The following is an 18663-nucleotide window of genomic DNA, read 5'->3' as shown; positions in this document are numbered from 1 at the left end:
TATCGGCCAATACCTGATGGGCTACTACAACTGGCAGCGACCGCATCAATACAACGGTGGATTACCCCCTGCTGAAGCAGAGGAAAATCCTAAACTACTGTCCGGGATTAGTTGACCACTACAAGCGGTCCTTTTTGTTTCGTCAGGGTGAAATCTGGCCAAAGGTCTCCTTTCGCCTATTTTAAGACATCGGTCTATCCTTATCCCAAATACTTTGGATTGAGCTTTCGATGAATAGTCATGAGCTACAAATAACGCAGGCAGTGATGGCGATAGCTGATGTTCAGGCGACTCATATTTCAATCTATCTAACTATCGTTTTCGCCTATTTCGCTGTTGCTTACGTCGTGGGATCTAAGCTGACCAGATTTCAACTCACGCTAGCGACTTTGATTTTCGTGTTTGCTTGTGCCTGGGAGTTGTTCATGATTTCGATTCTTGGGCAGAGCGCATCTTCAGTTGGGCGAGAATTGCTACAAGCCTCAGAAATTCAGCTACCGTTCAACGCGTCAGCAAGAGTATGGATCGTCAGAATATTGTGGTCGTCAGGAATGTTCGCCGCCTTGATATTCATGTGGAGCGTTAGGCACCCCAAGAATTAGTGACCTCTGTGAGGTGATAGAGGGCCCTTCTGGATACCTGGGCCGATTAAGACCCTCGAATGTCTGCTTTCGCCTAGGAGCAGAGATTTGAGGTCAATCTTAGAGGTTCGGTCAATGTTGCAGAAGCGTTAGTTAGTTAATTAATGCTCATATAAAAAAAGATATTGCTCATATCAATTTCGTCTAACGACGCGCATCACTTTGACTATTATTAATTTTCTGAAGCGGAGTTGCTGCAAAGCTTAGCTAGAGGAAATCGGGCTTACGGTGCTCAATTCTGATTTGGCGCCAACTTCTGGAGAGAAAATCGTCATGATTAAATATAACGGTCTGCTGTTTTGCGCTCTTTCCTTGTTGACTAGCAATATTTCGTTAGCGCAGCCTCCGACACCGGACGTGAATGTCATCAACACGCAGTCAAACCCCATTCCCGTTAAAGTTCAGGGCGGCATCGCTCCAATGCCGGTACTGATCCAAGCGTCGATAAGCCTGAATGAGCAAGGGGCGAGTACACTCTTTATTGGCAGTCGCTTCGAAGCATGCGTCGGAAGCATACCGGTCTGTGAAAGCGCGGAAGGTAGGTACTCTGTCCCGGAAGGCAAGCAACTTGTGATAAAGCACGTCTCTTTTCGGAGCCGTTCGCTTTTTGTTAATCCGCCACCTGAGCCTGTTGGGGCGACACTGGAATTTCGGAAAAATGACACGAATGGAAATACATTGTTGTCGCAGTCCTTTCAATTCGGATTATTAGAAGCAATTGACCCCCAACTTGCGATATCCGGCAAGGGGTTTCACACTCAGATTACGCTCCCTCCCGGTACTCAGGTCGTAGGAAGGCTAACCTGGGCACAGTTTTTCGATGGCCGTCGTGATGGGTCATTTTCGATCGCGGGTGAGTACATCGACGTGCCATAAACCAGGTAGTTTCTGCTAGATCGAGTATCGTAGCTGGGCTTTTGCAGGACACATTAGCTTTGGTCTATTCTAGACGGTGCGGACGTCGGCAGCCAAAATTTGCCAGTAATTGTACCACCAAACAAAGCGGCCCCGGTTCACCAGCGACATTGCTCGATCAGCAACCATCCACTCTTAATGGGCTCTCGTAAGCAACTCGACGATAGCCCTCGCTTTCCCGCTCTGTGTCCGGCATTGGAGGCTCGCAGGAGTTGCATCGCTAGATGGCGCAAATGAGGTGAAAGCGGACCTCTCACCCTCCAGAGAGGTTTTTGACCGTAAAAGTTCCGCTTTCTCCTACAGGGAAGCACGCAGTCTTTGTCGCCAAAGTATACATAATGCTAATAGCATCAAACTGTTCAGAGAGCTCAAGGGATAGCTAAGCACGAATATTATCGGGTAAAGAAAAGCTCTCACCAATGCCCGCAGTACTGGTTTCTCTGCAATCCTTTTAGCAAAAGCCGGTGAGTACCGATAGTAATTTTTAACAATAGCTTTTCCCGGCGCATTGGTTAGAAGCCACCGATCCCGAAAACGGCGCAGCACAGTAATTCGCTCATCGAGTGGAGAACCATACGCAGCAGTAGCAATGAAACAGCTTGCAGCGCCACCTGATCCACCTCCACCAAGGCAAAACCCCTCATTGCCCCCAAATTGAAATTTGTGGTCACTACTATTGTTTTCTGTGGCGTAGTCATTACTTTCCGTCGTCGCCGACATTCTTAGCGAGTGTCCGTCTACAGGTTGTGCACTGAATACTTTGGATTGTGCTATAAAACTATGAGTATCGCCCGCACGAAGTAATTCAATACCGCACTCGAACCCTGTGCATCCGGAGGATATAAAGCGGAGTCCGGGCATCTTGAATTGACCGATTTCTGCTATCGAGAACCTCACATTGCGAGCATCATCTGGCCCGGCATTAGTCACATCAAAGGTATATGTTAGCTGTTTATCTGGATCACAAGGGTCCTTGACATCGACCTCTTTCGAAGCGGATATCCACAAATCTACGCAGGCTTCGACCCCAGGAGCTCGCAGTGCTACTCGGCTTTCATTGTTACTGGCGTCAAAGTCACTACTACTAATAAATTTGGCGATATTGACGGCACACGGGGATTGCTTTCCATCGCTATATACGGCCGGAATGATGAGTACTTCGCGCTGCCCCTCTTGAAGCAACTCGATCACCCACTCCCCAGAATCAATATCGTATTTTCCAGCAGAAACGTAAGGTACCATTACATCAGGTAAACGCAGTGCCGATGGAAGCTTGTCCCTGATTACCACTGTTCCGACGGAGGCACCGCGAAGGTGCTCTACAGTGACTTTGAATTCAATGGTTTGATCCGGGCCGGTAGGATTAGGGTTGTTGACTTCTTTGTTAATCGAAATATCGTAGGAAGCCCACGCTTTTGACAGCACGCACCAGAAGAGCAAAACACCAACAATCACTACCCAGAACCTTTGAGTTGCCATGGTTACCCACTCAAAATCTAAGCCCACGAAATCACGCTAACAGAAAAGCTCGGTAGTTCGCTTTGACTAGGATCAATCCCAACAGAAAAGGGAAAGCTCGATGCCTAGAACTCGCAATGTCTGCTTTTCTATTCGCGACCGCTATGAGGCGGGCATAATGTCCTCTTTCGCCTATATGCGGCCTGTTTCGCTACATCCAGAGCGCTGATTCGTATTTCCCAGGCGGCCGGAAGATGTATATAATTGCGGTATCTATACACGGCTAGTCTAGAGAGTTTATCCGAAGTATTCTAACAGGGTTGCCACCAGGAGCAGATCATGAACAAAACGAAACTTATTGGCCCAATTTTGTTGACGTTGGGCATGACGAGTACTGCGCTCGCTCAGAATGGCTTCTATGCGGGTGCGAGCATCGGGCAGGCAACCATAGATGGGTGCGATGGTCTCACCAAATGCGACGATGAGGATACGGGCTGGAAGGTCTTCGGCGGTTGGGAATTTAATCGGAATATCGCCATTGAGGCCGCTTGGGTGGATTTTGGTGAAGTCAGTGGATCCATTGGCGAATCAAAAGTCAGCGCCGAAGTAGACGGCTGGGTACTCGCAGGGAAGGGCATGCTGCCGCTCACCGAGCAGTTCAGCGTGTTCGCCAAGCTCGGCATGATTATGTGGGATGTCGAAGGGAGTGGTGCTGCTTCCGGTATTGACGACGATGGCACCGACCTCGTATATGGCCTCGGCGCTCAATATATGTTCACTGACCGGTTCGGCGTTGTCGGGGAGTGGGAGTGGTATGATATTGACAATGATATTGATCTGTTTTCCATCGGTGCATTGATCAAGTTCTAATCTCTGCAGCTCGATCCAGCCCTAAAAGAGGGCTCCGGCAGGGGTCTTCTTTCATTCACATTCTTCCGGCCCAGCTCAATCGGTGATTAACCCCGTATGTGAGTCGGCGAATCCTTGTTCAGTCGAAATGTGCGGCACATGCGTCGAAGTTATATAGCCGCTATGAGGTGAAAGCGGACCCTTTCATCAACATTGTGGTGATTTCTGGCCAGGAGTCCGCTTTCGCCTATTTCGTGACTCATGGACTATCCTGAGTAATAGGGCAGTTTGTTGGCGAAACTGGACTCTCTTTAATTCCGGGCTTGGGAAAGTCGTGCTTGTAGAGCGTTTCAAACCTAGAGGATAAACAATGGACTGGGCTGCTATTGGAGCCGTGAGTGAGGTCATCGCGGCGGTTGCTGTTGTGGTATCTCTTGTTTACCTAGCAACTCAAATCAGGCAGGCAACTAAGATTGCCAAGGCCACCACGCGCAATGCGATTGCTGAATCTGCACAAGCCTTAAGTCAAGACGTAATCGATAATGCCGACATGGCCGAGATTTTCGTTAAACATCTGAACGGAGAAGAGCTGAACGCCGTCGAAATGCTTCGTATGCAAGGACGTTGTTATCGCGATATGCGGCACTGGGAGAATATCTACTACCAAGTGCGAGAGGGTCTGCTAACCGAGGAGGAATGGTCGGGTTTCCGTAAAAACTTGGTAGCCCTATTTGAGATTGGGGCGTATAGAGAATACTGGGCTAGTGAATCAAACCTGTATTCGGATTCATTCCGAGAGCAGATTGACAGTCTCCTCGAACAGACTTCAGAAGATACCGAAGGGGTCAGGTTCGCCGAAAGATTCAAAAATAGCCCTGAAGGAAAAACCCAATAGTTTCAAGATTTCCAACACAATTCTGGTCATTGATGGATTCCTTAGTTTTTCTCAAAATGTCGGAAGTAAGGTGAAAGCGGAGGTTTTCACTTCTCACATCGGAATTTCTAGCCAAACGTCCCCTTGCGTCTGGGAACGGCCACGAGAGCTGGCTATGATTATCCTATAGAGTGCCCCGGCTCTGCCTGTAGACGTCATTAAGTAATGCGCGATCAACACCATAGGCCCATAAATATGGGTCTAGACATCAGTTACCCCGGGAAAGGCGAGGAAGGTATCTGCCTTTCCCGTGTTAAAAGTACTTCAAGGTAGAAAAATTGCCAACCACCACTCGGCAGATGTTCCAATAGGGAACGTTATCTGTGTAGGTAGTAAGTCGGGCTGTAAGCCACCATGGGGAGCAACTGCGAGGTGGACTTCGGCTCCAAAAGGATTATCAATTGACGCTCCCGCAAACGGCTCAGACATTTTTGAAACATGACCTGTCAGATTCAGCGTAGAGCCGCCTACAGCGTGCCCTGCGAAGTTGAAGGCTCCTCCTCTCGCCGGGGTGTCTCCCAGATCGTCCCCGTTGCATGGGTCAGTACAGCCCTCTGGATTATTGAATACAAACATCCAGCCGGTGAAGGCTTCGGGATGTCCGGCGAATACCAGTGGCTGGAATGCATTGCCCGCCGGATAATTATAGGAACCGGATACTGGCGTCGGCATCGTTAGAGATGCCGTTATGCCGTTCTTTGTGCGTATCAAGGTAGCTCCATTTTCTGATACAACTGGGCCCGCCATTCCTTGCCCAACCACATCAATGGTCTCTTTGAGGCTGCTTTGTGCGTGTAACTGGCTGCAAAATGCAAGCGCAGCTAGAAATGTTGAGACTCTATTTCCTGTATTCATGTTAATTTCTCCCATATTAAGGACGATCAGGCACCAATAAAGCGGTACCCGTTCGGCGCATAACGTGAACCCGTTAGGTAAAACTAATTGGTATTTTCGGCGGCAAGACCACCGAGAAATGCGGTGGGTTCGCTCTTAAGACTATGCATTACATGAATAGCTGTGAAAGATCGTTTGGGCATTACCTCCGACTTGCTAATAGGATAGAGCTATATTTTCAGGATCAAACCTATCTTTATCAGGGAGAGAATGCTCCTTATGAGGTAGAAGCAGAGGTATTCCATGATCAAGCGACACCCTTGCAGAATGTCTGCTTTTCGCGGAGGCCAACTCTTTCAGAGCGTGTACAGCATGGCCAAAGGCGCCACTAGCAACTTGGTATCTTGCCAGACGGATCGACTCCTGTGGATTTGTGGAATTATAGAGACTACAACTGTTGCCTTTAAGGCAAGTGCTGCTGCCTTTTGTCGGTGGGTGTATAGTAAGCCCGTAGCTCAGCTGGTTAGAGTAACGAGGTTCAGCGGGGCGGCCTTCGGCCAGTTGGCGGGAGCGGACGGCGTTCCGCGAGGCGGCCTACCGGTTCGAATCTCTCCGGGGGTTCCATTCAATATTCGCGCGACAATATTCAGGGCTAGATGGATAACAAAGATCTGCTGGACGCAATCAATCAGGTAATGCCCTATGGCAAGTACAAGGGCCGGCAGCTACTAGACCTGCCCGAACACTATCTGGTGTGGTACCACAGCAAGGGCTTTCCTCAGAGCAAGCTGGGATCACAACTGGCCTTGATCTACGAAGTAAAGCTCAACGGGCTGGAGGGAATGCTTCGACGTTTCCAGCACTAGCAGAGACCACCAACCTTCGAACATCTTTCAGTTGTTTAGGCTTCTTCTGCGTAACCAGGTCTGGTCGGAGCACCGATATGCTATTCTCGAGCGGGATTGGCCCGGTCGTGCGTTGTGCCATTAGTCGCTGCATTGTGTGCCTATCCTGCACTGCAGCGCTTCGCCTGGCCATGCCATTGTGCCAATATTAGCTGGAGTTTTTGCCATCAATACAGATGCACGTTACATGATCTGGTTGTTCGACTTTTTGTCTTCCCAGGGCCTTAACACTGAGACGCTAGCGAAGAAAAATAATATAGGAGCTGCGCAATTACAGGACCCGGACAGCGCGGTCACTGCAGAACAACACCAGGGCGTTCTCAGAGATGCTCAATTGGCGAGCAAAGACAGTGCTTTGGGCCTGCGAATCGGCCTGCATCGTTCAATGGCAACGCTCGATCAGCTGGCCTACCTGATGATGTCCAGCGCTACATTACGGGAATCAAGTACTGTGGGCCTGCGCTACCAGAACTACTCTGGCCGTTTTTCGGGTGGGCAAATCGTAACTTCATTCAGCGAGCTAAAGGGTGAAGGGTGCTACCAAATTCAGGCACAGGCAAGCCTGGGAGAACTGCGCCTACTCGCTGTTGAAGACATCCTGGCGAATATAGTCACCACTTGTCGATGGGTTTTGGGTAAAAACCTACCGATTACACGTCTGCGTTGCGATTATCCCGCCCCGCCACACGCAGCGCTTTACGAGACCATTTTCAATTGCCCAATTCAGTTTGACTCGGCTGCAACCCAGCTCTTTTTCGATGCCTCGATTCTGGACCAGGCGCTACCGCAGGCGAGTCCACGAAGTGCCGCACTGTATGAGGCCATGTGTGAACGAAAAAGCATCTCACGCAATCAGGGCGCTGTCGCCTGGCGAGTCTGGCAGATGATTGTCGACAACCCGGCCGATCCCCTGCGTTTCGATCAAGTCGCCGAGAAACTGAACTCCAGCAGCAGAACACTCAGTCGGAAGTTGCTGGAACAAGGATGGACATACCAGCAACTGCTTGACCAGGTACGCGAGATACATGCGCGCCGCTACTTGAGTGACCCCACCCTATCGGTCACTCAAATTGCACACTCGCTTGGTTATGCAGACAGCTCCGGCTTTCAGAGGGCATTCAAGAAGTGGACCGGGCATTCCCCCAAGCGCTACCGCAATGCTATTTTCGGCTGACCGGACACTGGCGTAATCGGACATAAACTTGGCCTGATTTGCGCTGTCAGCACCGCCTGTATGAACTACTATCACTCCGGTAGGATATTTCTGAAATTGGTGCCGAGGTATAAGCAGGATGAATAAATTTGACGGATTGAATCAAGCAATGGTGGAGCAATTTGCGCCAATGCCCGGTCGCCGACCATTACTGCCTCCATTGAGCGAAAAAGCTTGCGTCGCCTTGATGTGCCGAATGCTGTTCAAGGAAGGCTGGAACGAGCACATTGCCGGGCATATTACCTACCGCCAGCCAGACGGCACGATTCTGACTAACCCCTGGGAGTTGGCCTGGGACGAATTGACGGCCAGTGACATTATGACGCTGGACTCAGAAGGCAAAATTATTGACGGGGAGTGGAATATCACCCCTGCTATAGGTTTGCACATTCAATTACACGACCTGCGCCCCGAGGTTAACGTAGTCATCCACAACCATGCCAGATGGAGCGGCATCTGGGCCAACCTTCAGCGCGTGCCTCCAGTATACGATCAAACTGGCGCACACTGCGGGGCGGAGCTGCCCATCTATAACGAATACACTGGCACTTTTGAGAACGAGAAAAGCAGCCTGTCAGCAGCAGAGGCACTGGGAAATGCCAAATGGGCGCTGCTCGCCAATCACGGCTCACTGGTCGTAGCCAAAGATTTACGCCAGGCCCATCTGCGTGCCATTACCCTGGAATGGCGCTGCAAGCGCGCCTATGAAGTTGAGCTGGCGGGCGGCGCAGAGCCTCTTAGCACCGAACAAATCGAAAAAGTTGGGATTACTGATGCGAATGGCTTTCCCTTTTGCTGGGAAGCAATGGCGCGCAGGGAATTGCGCCTTGATCCCAGCATAATGGAGTAAACCTGCCCGCACACAGTTGGGATTAATCAAGGAACTCGTCATGACTCTTACTGTTACAGCTCTGGATAACGTCGGTGTGCAAGTCTCCGGCTTTAACATCAATGATCCGCTTACCGACGAGATCAAAGCCGAACTGAAGGCGCTCTGGTATCAACATGCAATTTTACTGTTTCGCGATCAGGACATTTGCCCAGAAAAACAAATAGAGTTCAGCCGGATTTTTGGCCCGCTGGAAATGCACCCGCTAGAGGCAACCACCAGTGGTCAGTATCCCGAACTTTTTGTTCTGGAAAACGGCGGTGACAAAGATAAATTCTTCACCGCCTACTATAAGGGTGAAGAGATTGTCGGGCGCCTGGATTGGCACATGGATCTGCACTACACGGCTCGCCCGAATCATGGCGCACTCTTGCGTGCGGTGGTAGTGGCCGAAGAAGATGGCCTAACCGGGTTTGGTGATCTAGCCAAGGCCTATGACGCACTGGACGATGACACCAAAGCGCTACTGGAAAAACTGGAAGTTGCCTACAGCTTTAGCATGCAGCGTCGCCACATGCGCTATGTGGACCTGGAAGGCTATGAACCTGGCCCCTATAGTCCGAAAAAACCGGCCGATGTTAACTTTCCGGATTTCTCCGACGCGGTTTATCCCGCTGTTGTCACCCACCCTATTAGTGGCCGTAAAATACTTGAGGTGGTTGAGCAGTTCCTGGACCGGGTCGTTACCCCACAGCAGTTTGGTTTGTCTAATGACGAGTCCATTGAACTGCTGGAGCGATTGGTAGCACATGGCAAGAAGCCGGAGTTCACCTATTTCCATAAGTGGCGTGAAGGCGATATGGTGCTCTGGGATAACTGGCGGGCCATGCACTGTACAACGGGCACCAAGCCCGGTATCAAACGGGTCATTAACCGCACCACTATCGAAGGTGATATTACTCTGGGCCGTTCACTAACTTCAGAATGAGGCGGCGCTTGATCGGTAGTTCAAACAACAGCATCTGATGATATTCACTCCCGAGGCAGTTAATGAACAAGCTTGATCTCTCCAATACCGCCGAGAGGACGTTTCCGCTCATCCTCAGGCGCAGGCCACACTGTACGTCGGCAAAGGATATGGCACCAGGCGGCCGGCTTCTTGTTTGTACTCAGGCGAGTACCGTCTTCTTTGGGACATGGGATACCTCTCTTAAGTGGTAATTATCCACTCTTTTCTGAGTATCCGTCATGCCCGGGTATAACCAAAATGTCGCAGAAGAGGTGAAGGCGGGCTCTCACCCGCCAGGGCCGATTTTGGCCTCAAAAGGTCCGCTTTCGTCTATCGAGCGACTTCGGTATATCCTTTGTCAATATTAATAACGATGGAAAAGCCATGAATTGGGATGCAATCGGAGCAATTGGTGAGACTATCGGTGCGGCGGCAGTAGTAATCTCTCTGCTTTACCTAGCCGTGCAGATCCGCGGACAAAACAAGCAGTCTAGGCTCTCCGCGCTCCACGATATGTCACGCGAACTGCGTGAAGTTACGGAGATTTTCGCTACTGAAGATATGACGAGCATCTTTGTGCGCGCCAACGAATCTTACGCAAGCATTACCGAACCAGAATCTGTGCGCTTGATCATAGTAATCACTAACTTCTTTCGTGCCTGGGAAAACGCCTTTCTCGAAAACAGGGATGGTTATCTCGACACGCGCGTCTGGGCTGCCCTTTCCAGGGAATACATTCGACCGATGGGAGCACCGTCATTTCAACACATCTGGAAACTACGCAAACAGAACTACGCCGCCGATTTTTGCGATTACGTGGATAGCCTCGAAAAGGAAGAATACATTACCCGCTAATCCGGGCCGTCTTTGGAACTTACAAGGGTCTTCTCTAGCAGATTTTTGAGCTACACCTCCAACGTCAGCTTTGGAATACTTTGAGACGTTCGTCCCGGAAGAATTCGATGGCGGCTTCCCACCCTGGGTAGCCTGTTGAAGTCGAGTTGCAAGTGTGGGGTTTCGCCTACAGCCGACAGTCGGCTAAGATAAACATTGATGCCCGCTATGGACCCGGAGCGGAGCCCCAGAGCAGGCTCATGTAGACGGAAGAACGGGGGCGGCCGGATTGCCAGCCTGCTGAATCACCTGGCGTGCCATGAGATGATGCTGCGCAGCCCACACAATTACGAGCACAGGAGCAAATGAAAGGAATTCTGGTCAAATCGATATCCATTGTGGCCCTGGTAATCCTGATGTTCACGGGGTTCCAACCTGGCGCCTACGCTGAGGATGCGCAGCAGCCACTGGGCGGTGCAGCCGCAGAGCTGGCGGAGCTTCTCGAAAGCGCCCCCCAGGTTAGGGAGATGCTTGCGGCTTCTATCGAAAAAGCAAAACAGATAAACCCGGACGGAAATAGTAATCCGGTGCAGTCCGTCGACGACTATCTAGAGTTCGTTTCCTGGGCTGAAACGGCCATGCCATGGTCATTGCTTTATCAGAAAGACTACCCCGACATCTATGACGACACGTTTCAAAGCTTGGTCTATTTCCATTTCCTGGTGGATCAGTCACTGCCGCAACTGGAAGGGCGGGGTCTGGTAAATGATTCGCTGCAGTATGCAGAGCCGTTTGCGTCCTGGATCGTGAGCTTCAGTCGGTCCTGGGGCAGCTACTTGGACACGGAAGAATCCTGGAATGAAAGAAACTACCAACTGGCCCTTGAGAATCCTGCCTATGGTTTGCAGAACGGGTGGTACGAAGCCCCGTCGAACTGGAGCACGTTCAACGACTTTTTCGCACGGTATCTGCGCTCTCCCGCACAGCGCCCGATCGCCGAGCCGGAAGACAATTCTGTCGTAGTTTCTTACGCAGATTCGACGCCCCAGGGGGTATGGGCCATAGACGACGACTCAATGCTGGTGGTCGAGGACGGCGCACCGATCAAGTCATCGAGTGTACGTTCCATCCGGGCCTTGCTGGGCGAAAACAGCGGATACCGCGATGCCTTCGCGGGGGGTAGCATGACCCACTCGTTTCTGGACGTGAACGACTATCACCGTTACCACTTCCCGTTGGCGGGTACAGTGAAGGAGGTCAGCATTATTCCCGGAATCAACCCCAGCGGAGGCAGCGTGTGGTGGGATGCCAGTAATAGACGCTACGCCTTCAATCCAGGATCACGCCTTGGCTGGCAGAGTGTGGAAACCAGAGGCCTTGTTGTTCTGGACACAGGCGCTTTCGGACTGGTGGCCCTTCTGCCGATCGGCATGTCCGCCGTTTCCTCGGTCAGCTTCGAGGACACCGTAAAACCGGGAGCCGTTGTAGAAAAAGGCGATATGCTCGGCCATTTCGCATTCGGTGGCTCCGATTTCGTAATGCTATTCCAGAAAGGCGTGAACTTTACGATCGAGGCCCCGGAAAAGGACGGCGGTGACTACGGGCATCTCCTGATGGGCGAGCGTCTCGGAAATATGAAGCTGGAAGCCAATCCGTAGATCGCGATTTCGGTCCATGCCCGCTTCGGGCTCGCGCCGCGCGGCGTGGATACAGCTTCTGGCCGATTGCTGCCCTCAATACCCCGAAATCCGGCTGTCATCCAAAGTCTACTATGAGTTCAATGCGGGCAAAAACAGCCATTTCACCTCAAACAAAGCAATGCCCCCACGCTATGTGCTGCTATCTGTTCTAAAGGGCCAGTGACCGCCATGAGGTGAAAGCGGACCCCTTGATCAAAATTTGACCAGAGCCGCTTCCAGGGTCCCCTTTCGCCTACTTTCCGACATGCGGGCCGAGTTGGGGCGACGGCCGTTTTCGACGCATTTGAGACATTCCGAGACTGTTCAGCTACCCTACCGTAATCAACAATAATGGAAGAGTCGAGATGAACTGGGAAGCAATAGCGGCTATTGGAGAGATGGTCGGGGCCGTGGGAGTAATTGCAACACTTGGATTTTTAGCCTTTCAAGTTCGTCAAAACTCGTCATTACTCAAAAACAATACGCGTCAACTGGAACAAAATCATCAAGTTGCAATCGCTCAGGCAATGGCTACTTCTGACCGCCAAAGCGATCCAATGCTAATCGTAGCTCAAAGCAATGAGCTGAGCCGTATCTTTTACAAAGGCTTGGCAAACTACGTGGAGCTTGACCCAGAATCCAAGATGCGCTTTTCCTTAGCGATGGGGCCAATAATTGCTGGCGTCTCGGTTAAGTTCATGGAACAAATAAAGCTTGAAATTGCCGATGCAGACTACCTACCAGATCAAGCGAACTTTTTGATGAAATTTCTGGACACAGTCGGAGGGAGACAATGGTGGAAAACAAACATGCAAATGTATCCGAAGCCATTCGTTCAGATGGTAGAAGACGTTCTCAATAAAAGAGAAGTTAAAAATAAAGCTGTATAACAATTGAAATTCTTTCATTTCATTGGCTCGGACAAAGCCTCCGGCTTCAACGTTACTCTTGATGGTTCAATACCAAAACAAATAGCTGATTTGCTTGGCCTTACTCACCGACCGCAATTGGCACAAAGCGGACTATACAAAAGAACAAAATGCTGGAGTTCTCACTGATGCCTAGCCCCACCGACCATCTTGTTTTCGCCACTAGAGACCTAAACGAAGGTATAGAGCAAATTGAGGATTTGTTGTCAGTATCTGCCGTTTTCGGTGGGCGCCATCCTGATATGGGCACCTGCAACGCACATATAGCTCTAGGCCCTAGTTGTTACATTGAAATTATTGCACCTGATCCTGAGCGGCCAGATTTCCAGGGTCTAAGGCCATTCGGTATCGGCCAGCACGAGACCTCGCGGCTTGTTGCATGGGCAGCCCGCAGAGAAGACCTAAGACATTTCGTACATTCCGTCAGAGTAGCGGGTTGTCACCTGAGTGAGCCGATCTCAATGTCTCGGATAACTCCGGAAGGTGAGACAGTTTCCTGGGAATTATCTTTTCAAGCCGAATCGCATCAAGATGAGGTTAACGTGTTGCCTTTCTTTATTGACTGGGGCAACACTGCGCATCCAGCGTCGCGCTGCAAACAAGGAGCCACTTTGTTGGCGCTGAATCTGGAGCATCCGGAGCCAGAAAGAGTGGCTAATGCCGCTGAGGTTTTGGAGCTAGATGTCAAGGTAGGTTCGGGTGCTTTACCAAAAATCAGTGCGCACATAAGTTGCCCACGCGGTGAAGTGATATTTAGCTAATCGATGCCGTTTGCGGACGGCAGCTCCTGGTACAAAGCGGCTGCCTACACGTCCGAATCTGAATTCTCTAATCAGTCCCTGTCGAGGTGAAAACGGTCATCAGCCCGGTCGAAAAAATCGTTGGTTAATATTTGATCAAGTAGTCCGCTTTCGCCTAATAGCGGTCAACGGTCTATGCTGACTAGCAGTTTGATAAGGTGGATCGGGTGAATATGAAATCAAGTAAATGGATTGCAGTTTCCGAGATTGCTGGAGCGCTTGGAGTAATAGCTACATTGATCTTTGTAGGAACTGAGATTCAGCAAAATACAGAGGCTATTAGAACTGCCACTGTGCAGGCAATTGCTGATCAAGACACTACCATTAATCTGACTTATGCCACAGATGACAGAATCGCAGAACTTTTTGCCCTCACACATGAAGATCCCGAAGCCCATACAGACGAAAGCAAAATGTCTTATCCAGATCTAATCAGGCTTGGCATGGCGTTGAGATCGGCCCTGAGACGTGTAGAAAATATCTACCTGCATGTGCAGGCCGGGGTTTTAGAACCCCAGGCCCTCGACCGAGTTGGATATGGTTGGTATCAGACGGACTTTGTGCGGTACTATTGGGAGGGTGCGCAAGATGGATTCGATCGAGATTTTGTAAAGTTCATGAGCCCAAAGATTGCGGAGAAAAGGGCAAATGAAAATACTGAATGATTGCTGAGAGGTGGAAGCGGCCCCTTTTTGGCCTAATGCCCGTCCTAGGGCCTAAACGGACCGCTTTCGCCTAACACCTGCCGTTTTGGTTGTACTGGCTCTGAAGGCTGCTTCCGAGCCGAAGCGGAAGTCATAGCCGCCAAGATTTTCTTCTGGGGCTGCCATTTTCAGAGCGTGGAATAAGCGGTACGATCATCCGTTAACACCTGATAAAACACCTGGCCTATGAACCTAAAGTTTTTTGCCGCTAGCATATTTGGCGTCGTAATCCTCGCCTCGTCAGTTTCCGTGACTGCCCAAATCAACGTTACAAACACCAGTTGTATCGGCCCAGATGGGTTGCATGAGGCAATTACCACCGCCAATGGAAACCCGGGGCCGGATACTATATCGATCACGCCGGGACTGGTCATCACGGATGACTGTACGTTGAACGGCGTCGCAATGACCCCAGACGAGTCGATTCTGCACGTCACAGATTCACTCACAATCGAGGCCAATGGCGCAACATTTGTCGGCAACAATCAATTTGTTACTACAAGTGGCCAGGTGACGCCATTCAGCTACCAAAACTGTCCATCGACAGAGCGCACGGCACTGGTTGTTGGTTTCAGTCGAGGCCTTTTTAGGGTCGGGGAGCGGGGGGTCGACAACAGCGGCATCGAGGTCACAGTCAACGATTTAAGAGCGACGCGTATAAAGCAGGTTGCGCTGGTGCACGACGGCGCGAAGATCACCTTCCAGAATCTTGAAGCCATAGATCTCCAGGATATGGACCGATGCGACACAGCTGTGATCAGCGCCGAGGGTTCAGCAGACGTTACGCTCGAGTCTTCAACCATTGATCAGTGGACTAATTACAGCGATCTGAACACACCGAACTTTCTGATCGCCGGTGGCGACGGCAAACTTGAAATCTACGATTCCACACTGAGCCTGGCACGTAATGCCTACGCAGTAGCGTGGCGCGGGGATTCCGATATCGTGACCACTCGCATCGAGGACGCCGGCGGTCTTTTCTATCTCGGAAGTGGAACCCACAACCTGATGAACTCTCTCGTTCTACCTGCAGTGGGTGAGATGAGTACGCTAACGTTCGTCGACAATATCTACGTAGGCGCGGGTGCAACGTTAAACGTGCGCGCCTCCAGCATCATTTACCCACTGACGGAGTGTTCTCCATTCGGCACCACTGGCCGCCCCCGGTGTACCTGGCAACCGGACGGTGCGGTTAATCGATCTACTGTACAGGTGTATGGAACGCTAAATTTACTTGAGTCCGCCCTACATGTGCAGAACGTCGACCCGAGCTTCCACCCCTCCGAAGGCGCACTGCTTATTGAAGAGCTGTCGGGCGGCGTTGTGAATGTCGACCAGGCTTTTATTCAGCCAATTGCCCTTCAAACAGCGATCGACCTGCAAGCGTTGACCGGAGCATCTGCACCTGATCTGCTGACGGGTGCAGACGCATTGCCACTAGGCCTGGCTATAGGACTCAGTTTCCCCTCCTTCGCCACACCGATTACTTCGGGTGGTGCGCAATTGGTGGATCGAGTGCTAGACGCAGGAATCGGGGGAGCGAACGACTTACTTGATCCCCGTGGTAATCGCCTGACTACAGATATTCTCGATGCGCCAAGAACCGATGGAGCACCCGAAGTGCGATCAATTGGTGCAGTTCAGAATCACGTCATTCCTTTCCTGGCTGTCACTACCGACCCCTCTGACCCCAATCGTGCCGATTTGGCGTGGACCCAACCCAAAACCCCAGGGATTAATGGTTACGACCTTTGCTATGGTTCTGGCTCTGCACCCAACCTGGCATCCACGACCGCAGTCTGTCCCGGGACGCAGATACCGCAGTTCAGCAGCAGTGCCACGGACCTCGTGGGTGAGATCAGCGGCCTTCCAGACGCCGCCACGGTCTGGTTCTTCGTTCGTGCCTCCGTCGGCGGCACGGGCGAACCTTGGAGCAATGAGGTGGAAGTTAATACGACAGTGTCGATCACTTATCCTCCCGTGAGCATTGCTACTGGACCGGTGCCACCTGTCGCACCGGCCGTTTCCGGAACACTCACCGCGCCGACATTCACGGTCGTGAGCGGTTGTTTACCAGCAGGGCTGGTGTTGGATTCCACTACTGGCGTAATCTCAGGTCAGGCTAGCAGCGTGGGTACTTGCGGCTCAGTCGGCATTCAGGTGACCTACCAGACGAGCAGCGGTGCTGGCGTTGTGCTTGCTACCGTGCTTTTTTCAATAACCGAGCAGGTGCCAATCCCGGTTTGGATGGCGGCCTTGCTGGCTCTTTCCCTGGGAGTGGTCGGCGTTCGCTCCTTGCGCAATCAGTGTAAAAATAGCAATTGATTAACGGACTGCTGGCGTCCGCTTCTGGCCGATAGACAACAGAGAGGCTACGCCAGCAATTAGTACCCTACGAGGTGAGAGCGGTCCTTTTTGTTTCGTCAGGGTGAAATCTGGCCAAAGGTCTCCTTTCGCCTATTCGGGGAACTTTCTGCTATCCTGCTTTCAACGTCCGCTCTCGTCCCCAAAGCTGCCGCTTATGAAAAATCAGAATTCGCTTTTTCAACGGAAGTTTTCCGTATAACAAGCTGTTATGGCGCAGGCGAGAGCCCGCATTCGACCCAAGATTGAAGGCGCATTGAATGTCGTACCCCAGACTCTTCCACGTTGCAGTTCCTGGCGTTGTCCACTCGAGATCGTTTCGTTGCATCTGGCTCTTGGAGGAGATGGATGTGGAAGACTTCGAAATATGTATGCTCGAGCCGGGAAAACCTTATGCCGCTCAAATGCGTCAATACGGCGTAACACAGTCACGCAAGATCCCTACATTACAAATCGATAACCTTGAGGTCCGTGAGTCAGGCGTAATTTCTCAAGTCTTGGCGGAGCGGTATGCAAGTAGCCGCTCAATGTTTGGTATTGATTCGGAACGTATCGAAGTATTGGAGTGGATTGCGATGGCCGAGACTTGCATTACGTTCCGGATTCCCCTAATTCCCTCACTAATGCAGCTGGGGAAAAGCCTGTCTGAAATTAGGTCACACGTTGTCGAGCCCATGGAGCACGTATTTCGGGATAATGTAGCCCGATTCGAATCTCACTTTGAGGAGCGAGGCTCTGACTACCTTCTTCGAAGCGGTTTTAGTGTCGCTGATACAATGTGTGGCTGGAGCCTTCATACCTTCCACACTTGGGGGCTCATGGATTTAGACACGGGAGCGTCCCCATTAACCTTAGCGTATCTTGAGCGATTACGGTCTCGCAATGGATTTCAGAGGGCTGAGAAATATGCTGAAGTTTCACCAGGGCTTTACCGACGCGGTTGCGTTTCAGTTAGCTAGGTGGAGGACTCAGTGGCCATAGTAATGCACCATAACAAGTCAAGGCAGCAAGGGCGCTTCGCGACGTTCGAACTTGATCTTGTTGTGAGCTAGACTGGAACCATGAACCAGCGATATGGACATCCGGTCTCCAACATTCCACGTGGTGCATATTCCTCGTTGTTCTTTCCTGGCGTGGCTTATAACCAATTTACGTTTCCGCGGAAACGTCTTTTCCGTTCATTGTGCGTCTCCCCAGCATTGAGGGTGCGCGAAACTTTGGGCAGTTTCCTTGCGGCTACCAATTACAAGCTCTGGCCTGCGCTTTCGCTCCGGCAGCGTTGTATTGGCGTGGTTCACGGAGGCGCGTTAGTAACAAGTACAAGCAAGGGACGCGCAACAAGCGCGCGCCCATGTTGTGGGCGTTGACTGACGCAGAAAGGAACATGGAGAGTTTACTTGAACGGGTGGGGGCGCTTTTAGAGCCAGGCCGGATTGTGTTTGCTCTGCTGGCAGTGGTTTGCTTCCTTGCCGATCTTGTACTTTTTGCCCCAGGCGAATTATCCAGTCTACTGAGTGTCCAGGCAGCGCTCTGGGCCACGATGCTCAGCCTACTCGGGTTTGTCTACGGACCTTCCGCTTCAAAACGGCCAGAGGGTCTGATTGGCAAATACTATCTGATTATTTGGCCGGCGTTATTTCTGGGATAACGTAAATTATCTTTCGCACTTTTGAAGAGGGGCGGTGATCCCCCGAGTTGATAAGATTGAGTTGCGAAGCTTAATCCGACAACAGAAGGAAGATCACCACCATGACTAACAATAGCGA

Annotated in this window: 16 protein-coding genes; 14 read left to right on the top strand and 2 right to left on the bottom strand. The window is 51.2% G+C overall.

Going from position 1 to position 18663, the window contains the following annotated elements; genetic code table 11:
* The first annotated feature begins 869 nt into the window (after positions 1–869).
* Complete coding sequence (locus E2F43_RS18940; RefSeq protein WP_133215704.1) at positions 870–1517, top strand: hypothetical protein; 648 nt, start codon at positions 870–872, stop codon at positions 1515–1517.
* A gap of 336 nt (positions 1518–1853) precedes the next feature.
* Here E2F43_RS18940 and E2F43_RS18935 read toward each other — a convergent pair whose 3' ends face one another.
* Complete coding sequence (locus E2F43_RS18935; protein ID WP_133215702.1) at positions 1854–3035, bottom strand: DUF11 domain-containing protein; 1182 nt, start codon at positions 3033–3035, stop codon at positions 1854–1856.
* Positions 3036–3353: 318 nt separating this feature from the next.
* On the opposite strand from E2F43_RS18935, the gene E2F43_RS18930 reads away from it, so the two are divergent.
* Both E2F43_RS18930 and E2F43_RS18925 read left to right on the top strand, forming a co-directional pair.
* Positions 3354–3884, top strand: a complete 531-nt coding sequence (locus E2F43_RS18930) for an outer membrane beta-barrel protein (RefSeq protein WP_133215700.1) — start codon at positions 3354–3356, stop codon at positions 3882–3884.
* 349 nt (positions 3885–4233) lie between these two features.
* Complete coding sequence (locus tag E2F43_RS18925; RefSeq protein WP_133215698.1) at positions 4234–4758, top strand: hypothetical protein; 525 nt, start codon at positions 4234–4236, stop codon at positions 4756–4758.
* Positions 4759–5061: 303 nt separating this feature from the next.
* Here the strand turns inward: E2F43_RS18925 and E2F43_RS18920 are convergent, their stop codons facing one another.
* Complete coding sequence (locus tag E2F43_RS18920) at positions 5062–5652, bottom strand: hypothetical protein (protein ID WP_133215696.1); 591 nt, start codon at positions 5650–5652, stop codon at positions 5062–5064.
* 635 nt (positions 5653–6287) lie between these two features.
* Between E2F43_RS18920 and E2F43_RS18915 the strand changes: the two genes are divergently transcribed.
* The 11 genes from E2F43_RS18915 to E2F43_RS19605 all read left to right on the top strand — a co-directional run bounded on the left by E2F43_RS18915 (position 6288) and on the right by E2F43_RS19605 (position 17856).
* Positions 6288–6497 carry a DUF3820 family protein gene (locus tag E2F43_RS18915; RefSeq protein WP_133215694.1) on the top strand — a complete coding sequence of 70 codons (210 nt, stop codon included), beginning with the start codon at positions 6288–6290 and terminating at the stop codon, positions 6495–6497.
* A gap of 226 nt (positions 6498–6723) precedes the next feature.
* A complete protein-coding gene (locus E2F43_RS18910) occupies positions 6724–7710 on the top strand; it encodes an AraC family transcriptional regulator (protein WP_133215692.1) in 987 nt (328 codons plus the stop codon).
* Positions 7711–7828: 118 nt separating this feature from the next.
* Entirely contained in the window at positions 7829–8599 is a 771-nt protein-coding gene (locus E2F43_RS18905) for a class II aldolase/adducin family protein (protein WP_133215690.1), read from the top strand.
* A 40-nt stretch (positions 8600–8639) separates the two neighbouring features.
* Positions 8640–9566: a TauD/TfdA dioxygenase family protein gene (locus E2F43_RS18900; protein WP_133215688.1), complete on the top strand. Its 927-nt coding sequence runs from the start codon at positions 8640–8642 to the stop codon at positions 9564–9566.
* Positions 9567–9971: 405 nt separating this feature from the next.
* On the top strand, positions 9972–10442 hold the full coding sequence (locus tag E2F43_RS18895) for a hypothetical protein (RefSeq protein WP_133215686.1): 471 nt from the start codon (positions 9972–9974) through the stop codon (positions 10440–10442).
* 344 nt (positions 10443–10786) lie between these two features.
* Positions 10787–12079, top strand: coding sequence for a phosphatidylserine decarboxylase (locus tag E2F43_RS18890; protein ID WP_133215684.1), 1293 nt, complete (start codon positions 10787–10789; stop codon positions 12077–12079).
* A gap of 386 nt (positions 12080–12465) precedes the next feature.
* The gene (locus E2F43_RS18885) at positions 12466–12990 is read left to right on the top strand and encodes a hypothetical protein (protein WP_133215682.1); all 525 of its coding nucleotides are present in this window, start codon (positions 12466–12468) and stop codon (positions 12988–12990) included.
* A gap of 167 nt (positions 12991–13157) precedes the next feature.
* The gene (locus tag E2F43_RS18880; protein ID WP_165954412.1) at positions 13158–13790 is read left to right on the top strand and encodes a VOC family protein; all 633 of its coding nucleotides are present in this window, start codon (positions 13158–13160) and stop codon (positions 13788–13790) included.
* 206 nt (positions 13791–13996) lie between these two features.
* On the top strand, positions 13997–14494 hold the full coding sequence (locus tag E2F43_RS18875; protein WP_133215678.1) for a hypothetical protein: 498 nt from the start codon (positions 13997–13999) through the stop codon (positions 14492–14494).
* A gap of 429 nt (positions 14495–14923) precedes the next feature.
* On the top strand, positions 14924–16858 hold the full coding sequence (locus E2F43_RS18870) for an Ig domain-containing protein (protein WP_133215676.1): 1935 nt from the start codon (positions 14924–14926) through the stop codon (positions 16856–16858).
* Positions 16859–17157: 299 nt separating this feature from the next.
* Positions 17158–17856 (top strand): glutathione S-transferase family protein, encoded by a 699-nt coding sequence (locus E2F43_RS19605; RefSeq protein ID WP_133215672.1) that lies wholly within the window; start codon positions 17158–17160, stop codon positions 17854–17856.
* Positions 17857–18663 lie beyond the last annotated feature (807 nt).

Source organism: Seongchinamella unica, assembly GCF_004354085.1.
In the GTDB taxonomy this organism is placed as follows: domain Bacteria; phylum Pseudomonadota; class Gammaproteobacteria; order Pseudomonadales; family Halieaceae; genus Halioglobus; species Halioglobus unicus.
This window is presented reverse-complemented; position numbering and strand designations above follow the sequence as displayed.

Bases quoted from the DNA above. Each gene is read 5' to 3' on its own strand.
- E2F43_RS18935 (WP_133215702.1), bottom strand. From the start codon at position 3,035: ATGGCAACTCAAAGGTTCTGGGTAGTGATTGTTGGTGTTTTGCTCTTC.
- E2F43_RS18930 (WP_133215700.1), top strand. From the start codon at position 3,354: ATGAACAAAACGAAACTTATTGGCCCAATTTTGTTGACGTTGGGCATG.
- E2F43_RS18925 (WP_133215698.1), top strand. From the start codon at position 4,234: ATGGACTGGGCTGCTATTGGAGCCGTGAGTGAGGTCATCGCGGCGGTT.
- E2F43_RS18920 (WP_133215696.1), bottom strand. From the start codon at position 5,652: ATGAATACAGGAAATAGAGTCTCAACATTTCTAGCTGCGCTTGCATTT.
- E2F43_RS18915 (WP_133215694.1), top strand. From the start codon at position 6,288: ATGGATAACAAAGATCTGCTGGACGCAATCAATCAGGTAATGCCCTAT.
- E2F43_RS18910 (WP_133215692.1), top strand. From the start codon at position 6,724: ATGATCTGGTTGTTCGACTTTTTGTCTTCCCAGGGCCTTAACACTGAG.
- E2F43_RS18905 (WP_133215690.1), top strand. From the start codon at position 7,829: ATGAATAAATTTGACGGATTGAATCAAGCAATGGTGGAGCAATTTGCG.
- E2F43_RS18900 (WP_133215688.1), top strand. From the start codon at position 8,640: ATGACTCTTACTGTTACAGCTCTGGATAACGTCGGTGTGCAAGTCTCC.
- E2F43_RS18895 (WP_133215686.1), top strand. From the start codon at position 9,972: ATGAATTGGGATGCAATCGGAGCAATTGGTGAGACTATCGGTGCGGCG.
- E2F43_RS18890 (WP_133215684.1), top strand. From the start codon at position 10,787: ATGAAAGGAATTCTGGTCAAATCGATATCCATTGTGGCCCTGGTAATC.
- E2F43_RS18885 (WP_133215682.1), top strand. From the start codon at position 12,466: ATGAACTGGGAAGCAATAGCGGCTATTGGAGAGATGGTCGGGGCCGTG.
- E2F43_RS18880 (WP_165954412.1), top strand. From the start codon at position 13,158: ATGCCTAGCCCCACCGACCATCTTGTTTTCGCCACTAGAGACCTAAAC.
- E2F43_RS19605 (WP_133215672.1), top strand. From the start codon at position 17,158: ATGTCGTACCCCAGACTCTTCCACGTTGCAGTTCCTGGCGTTGTCCAC.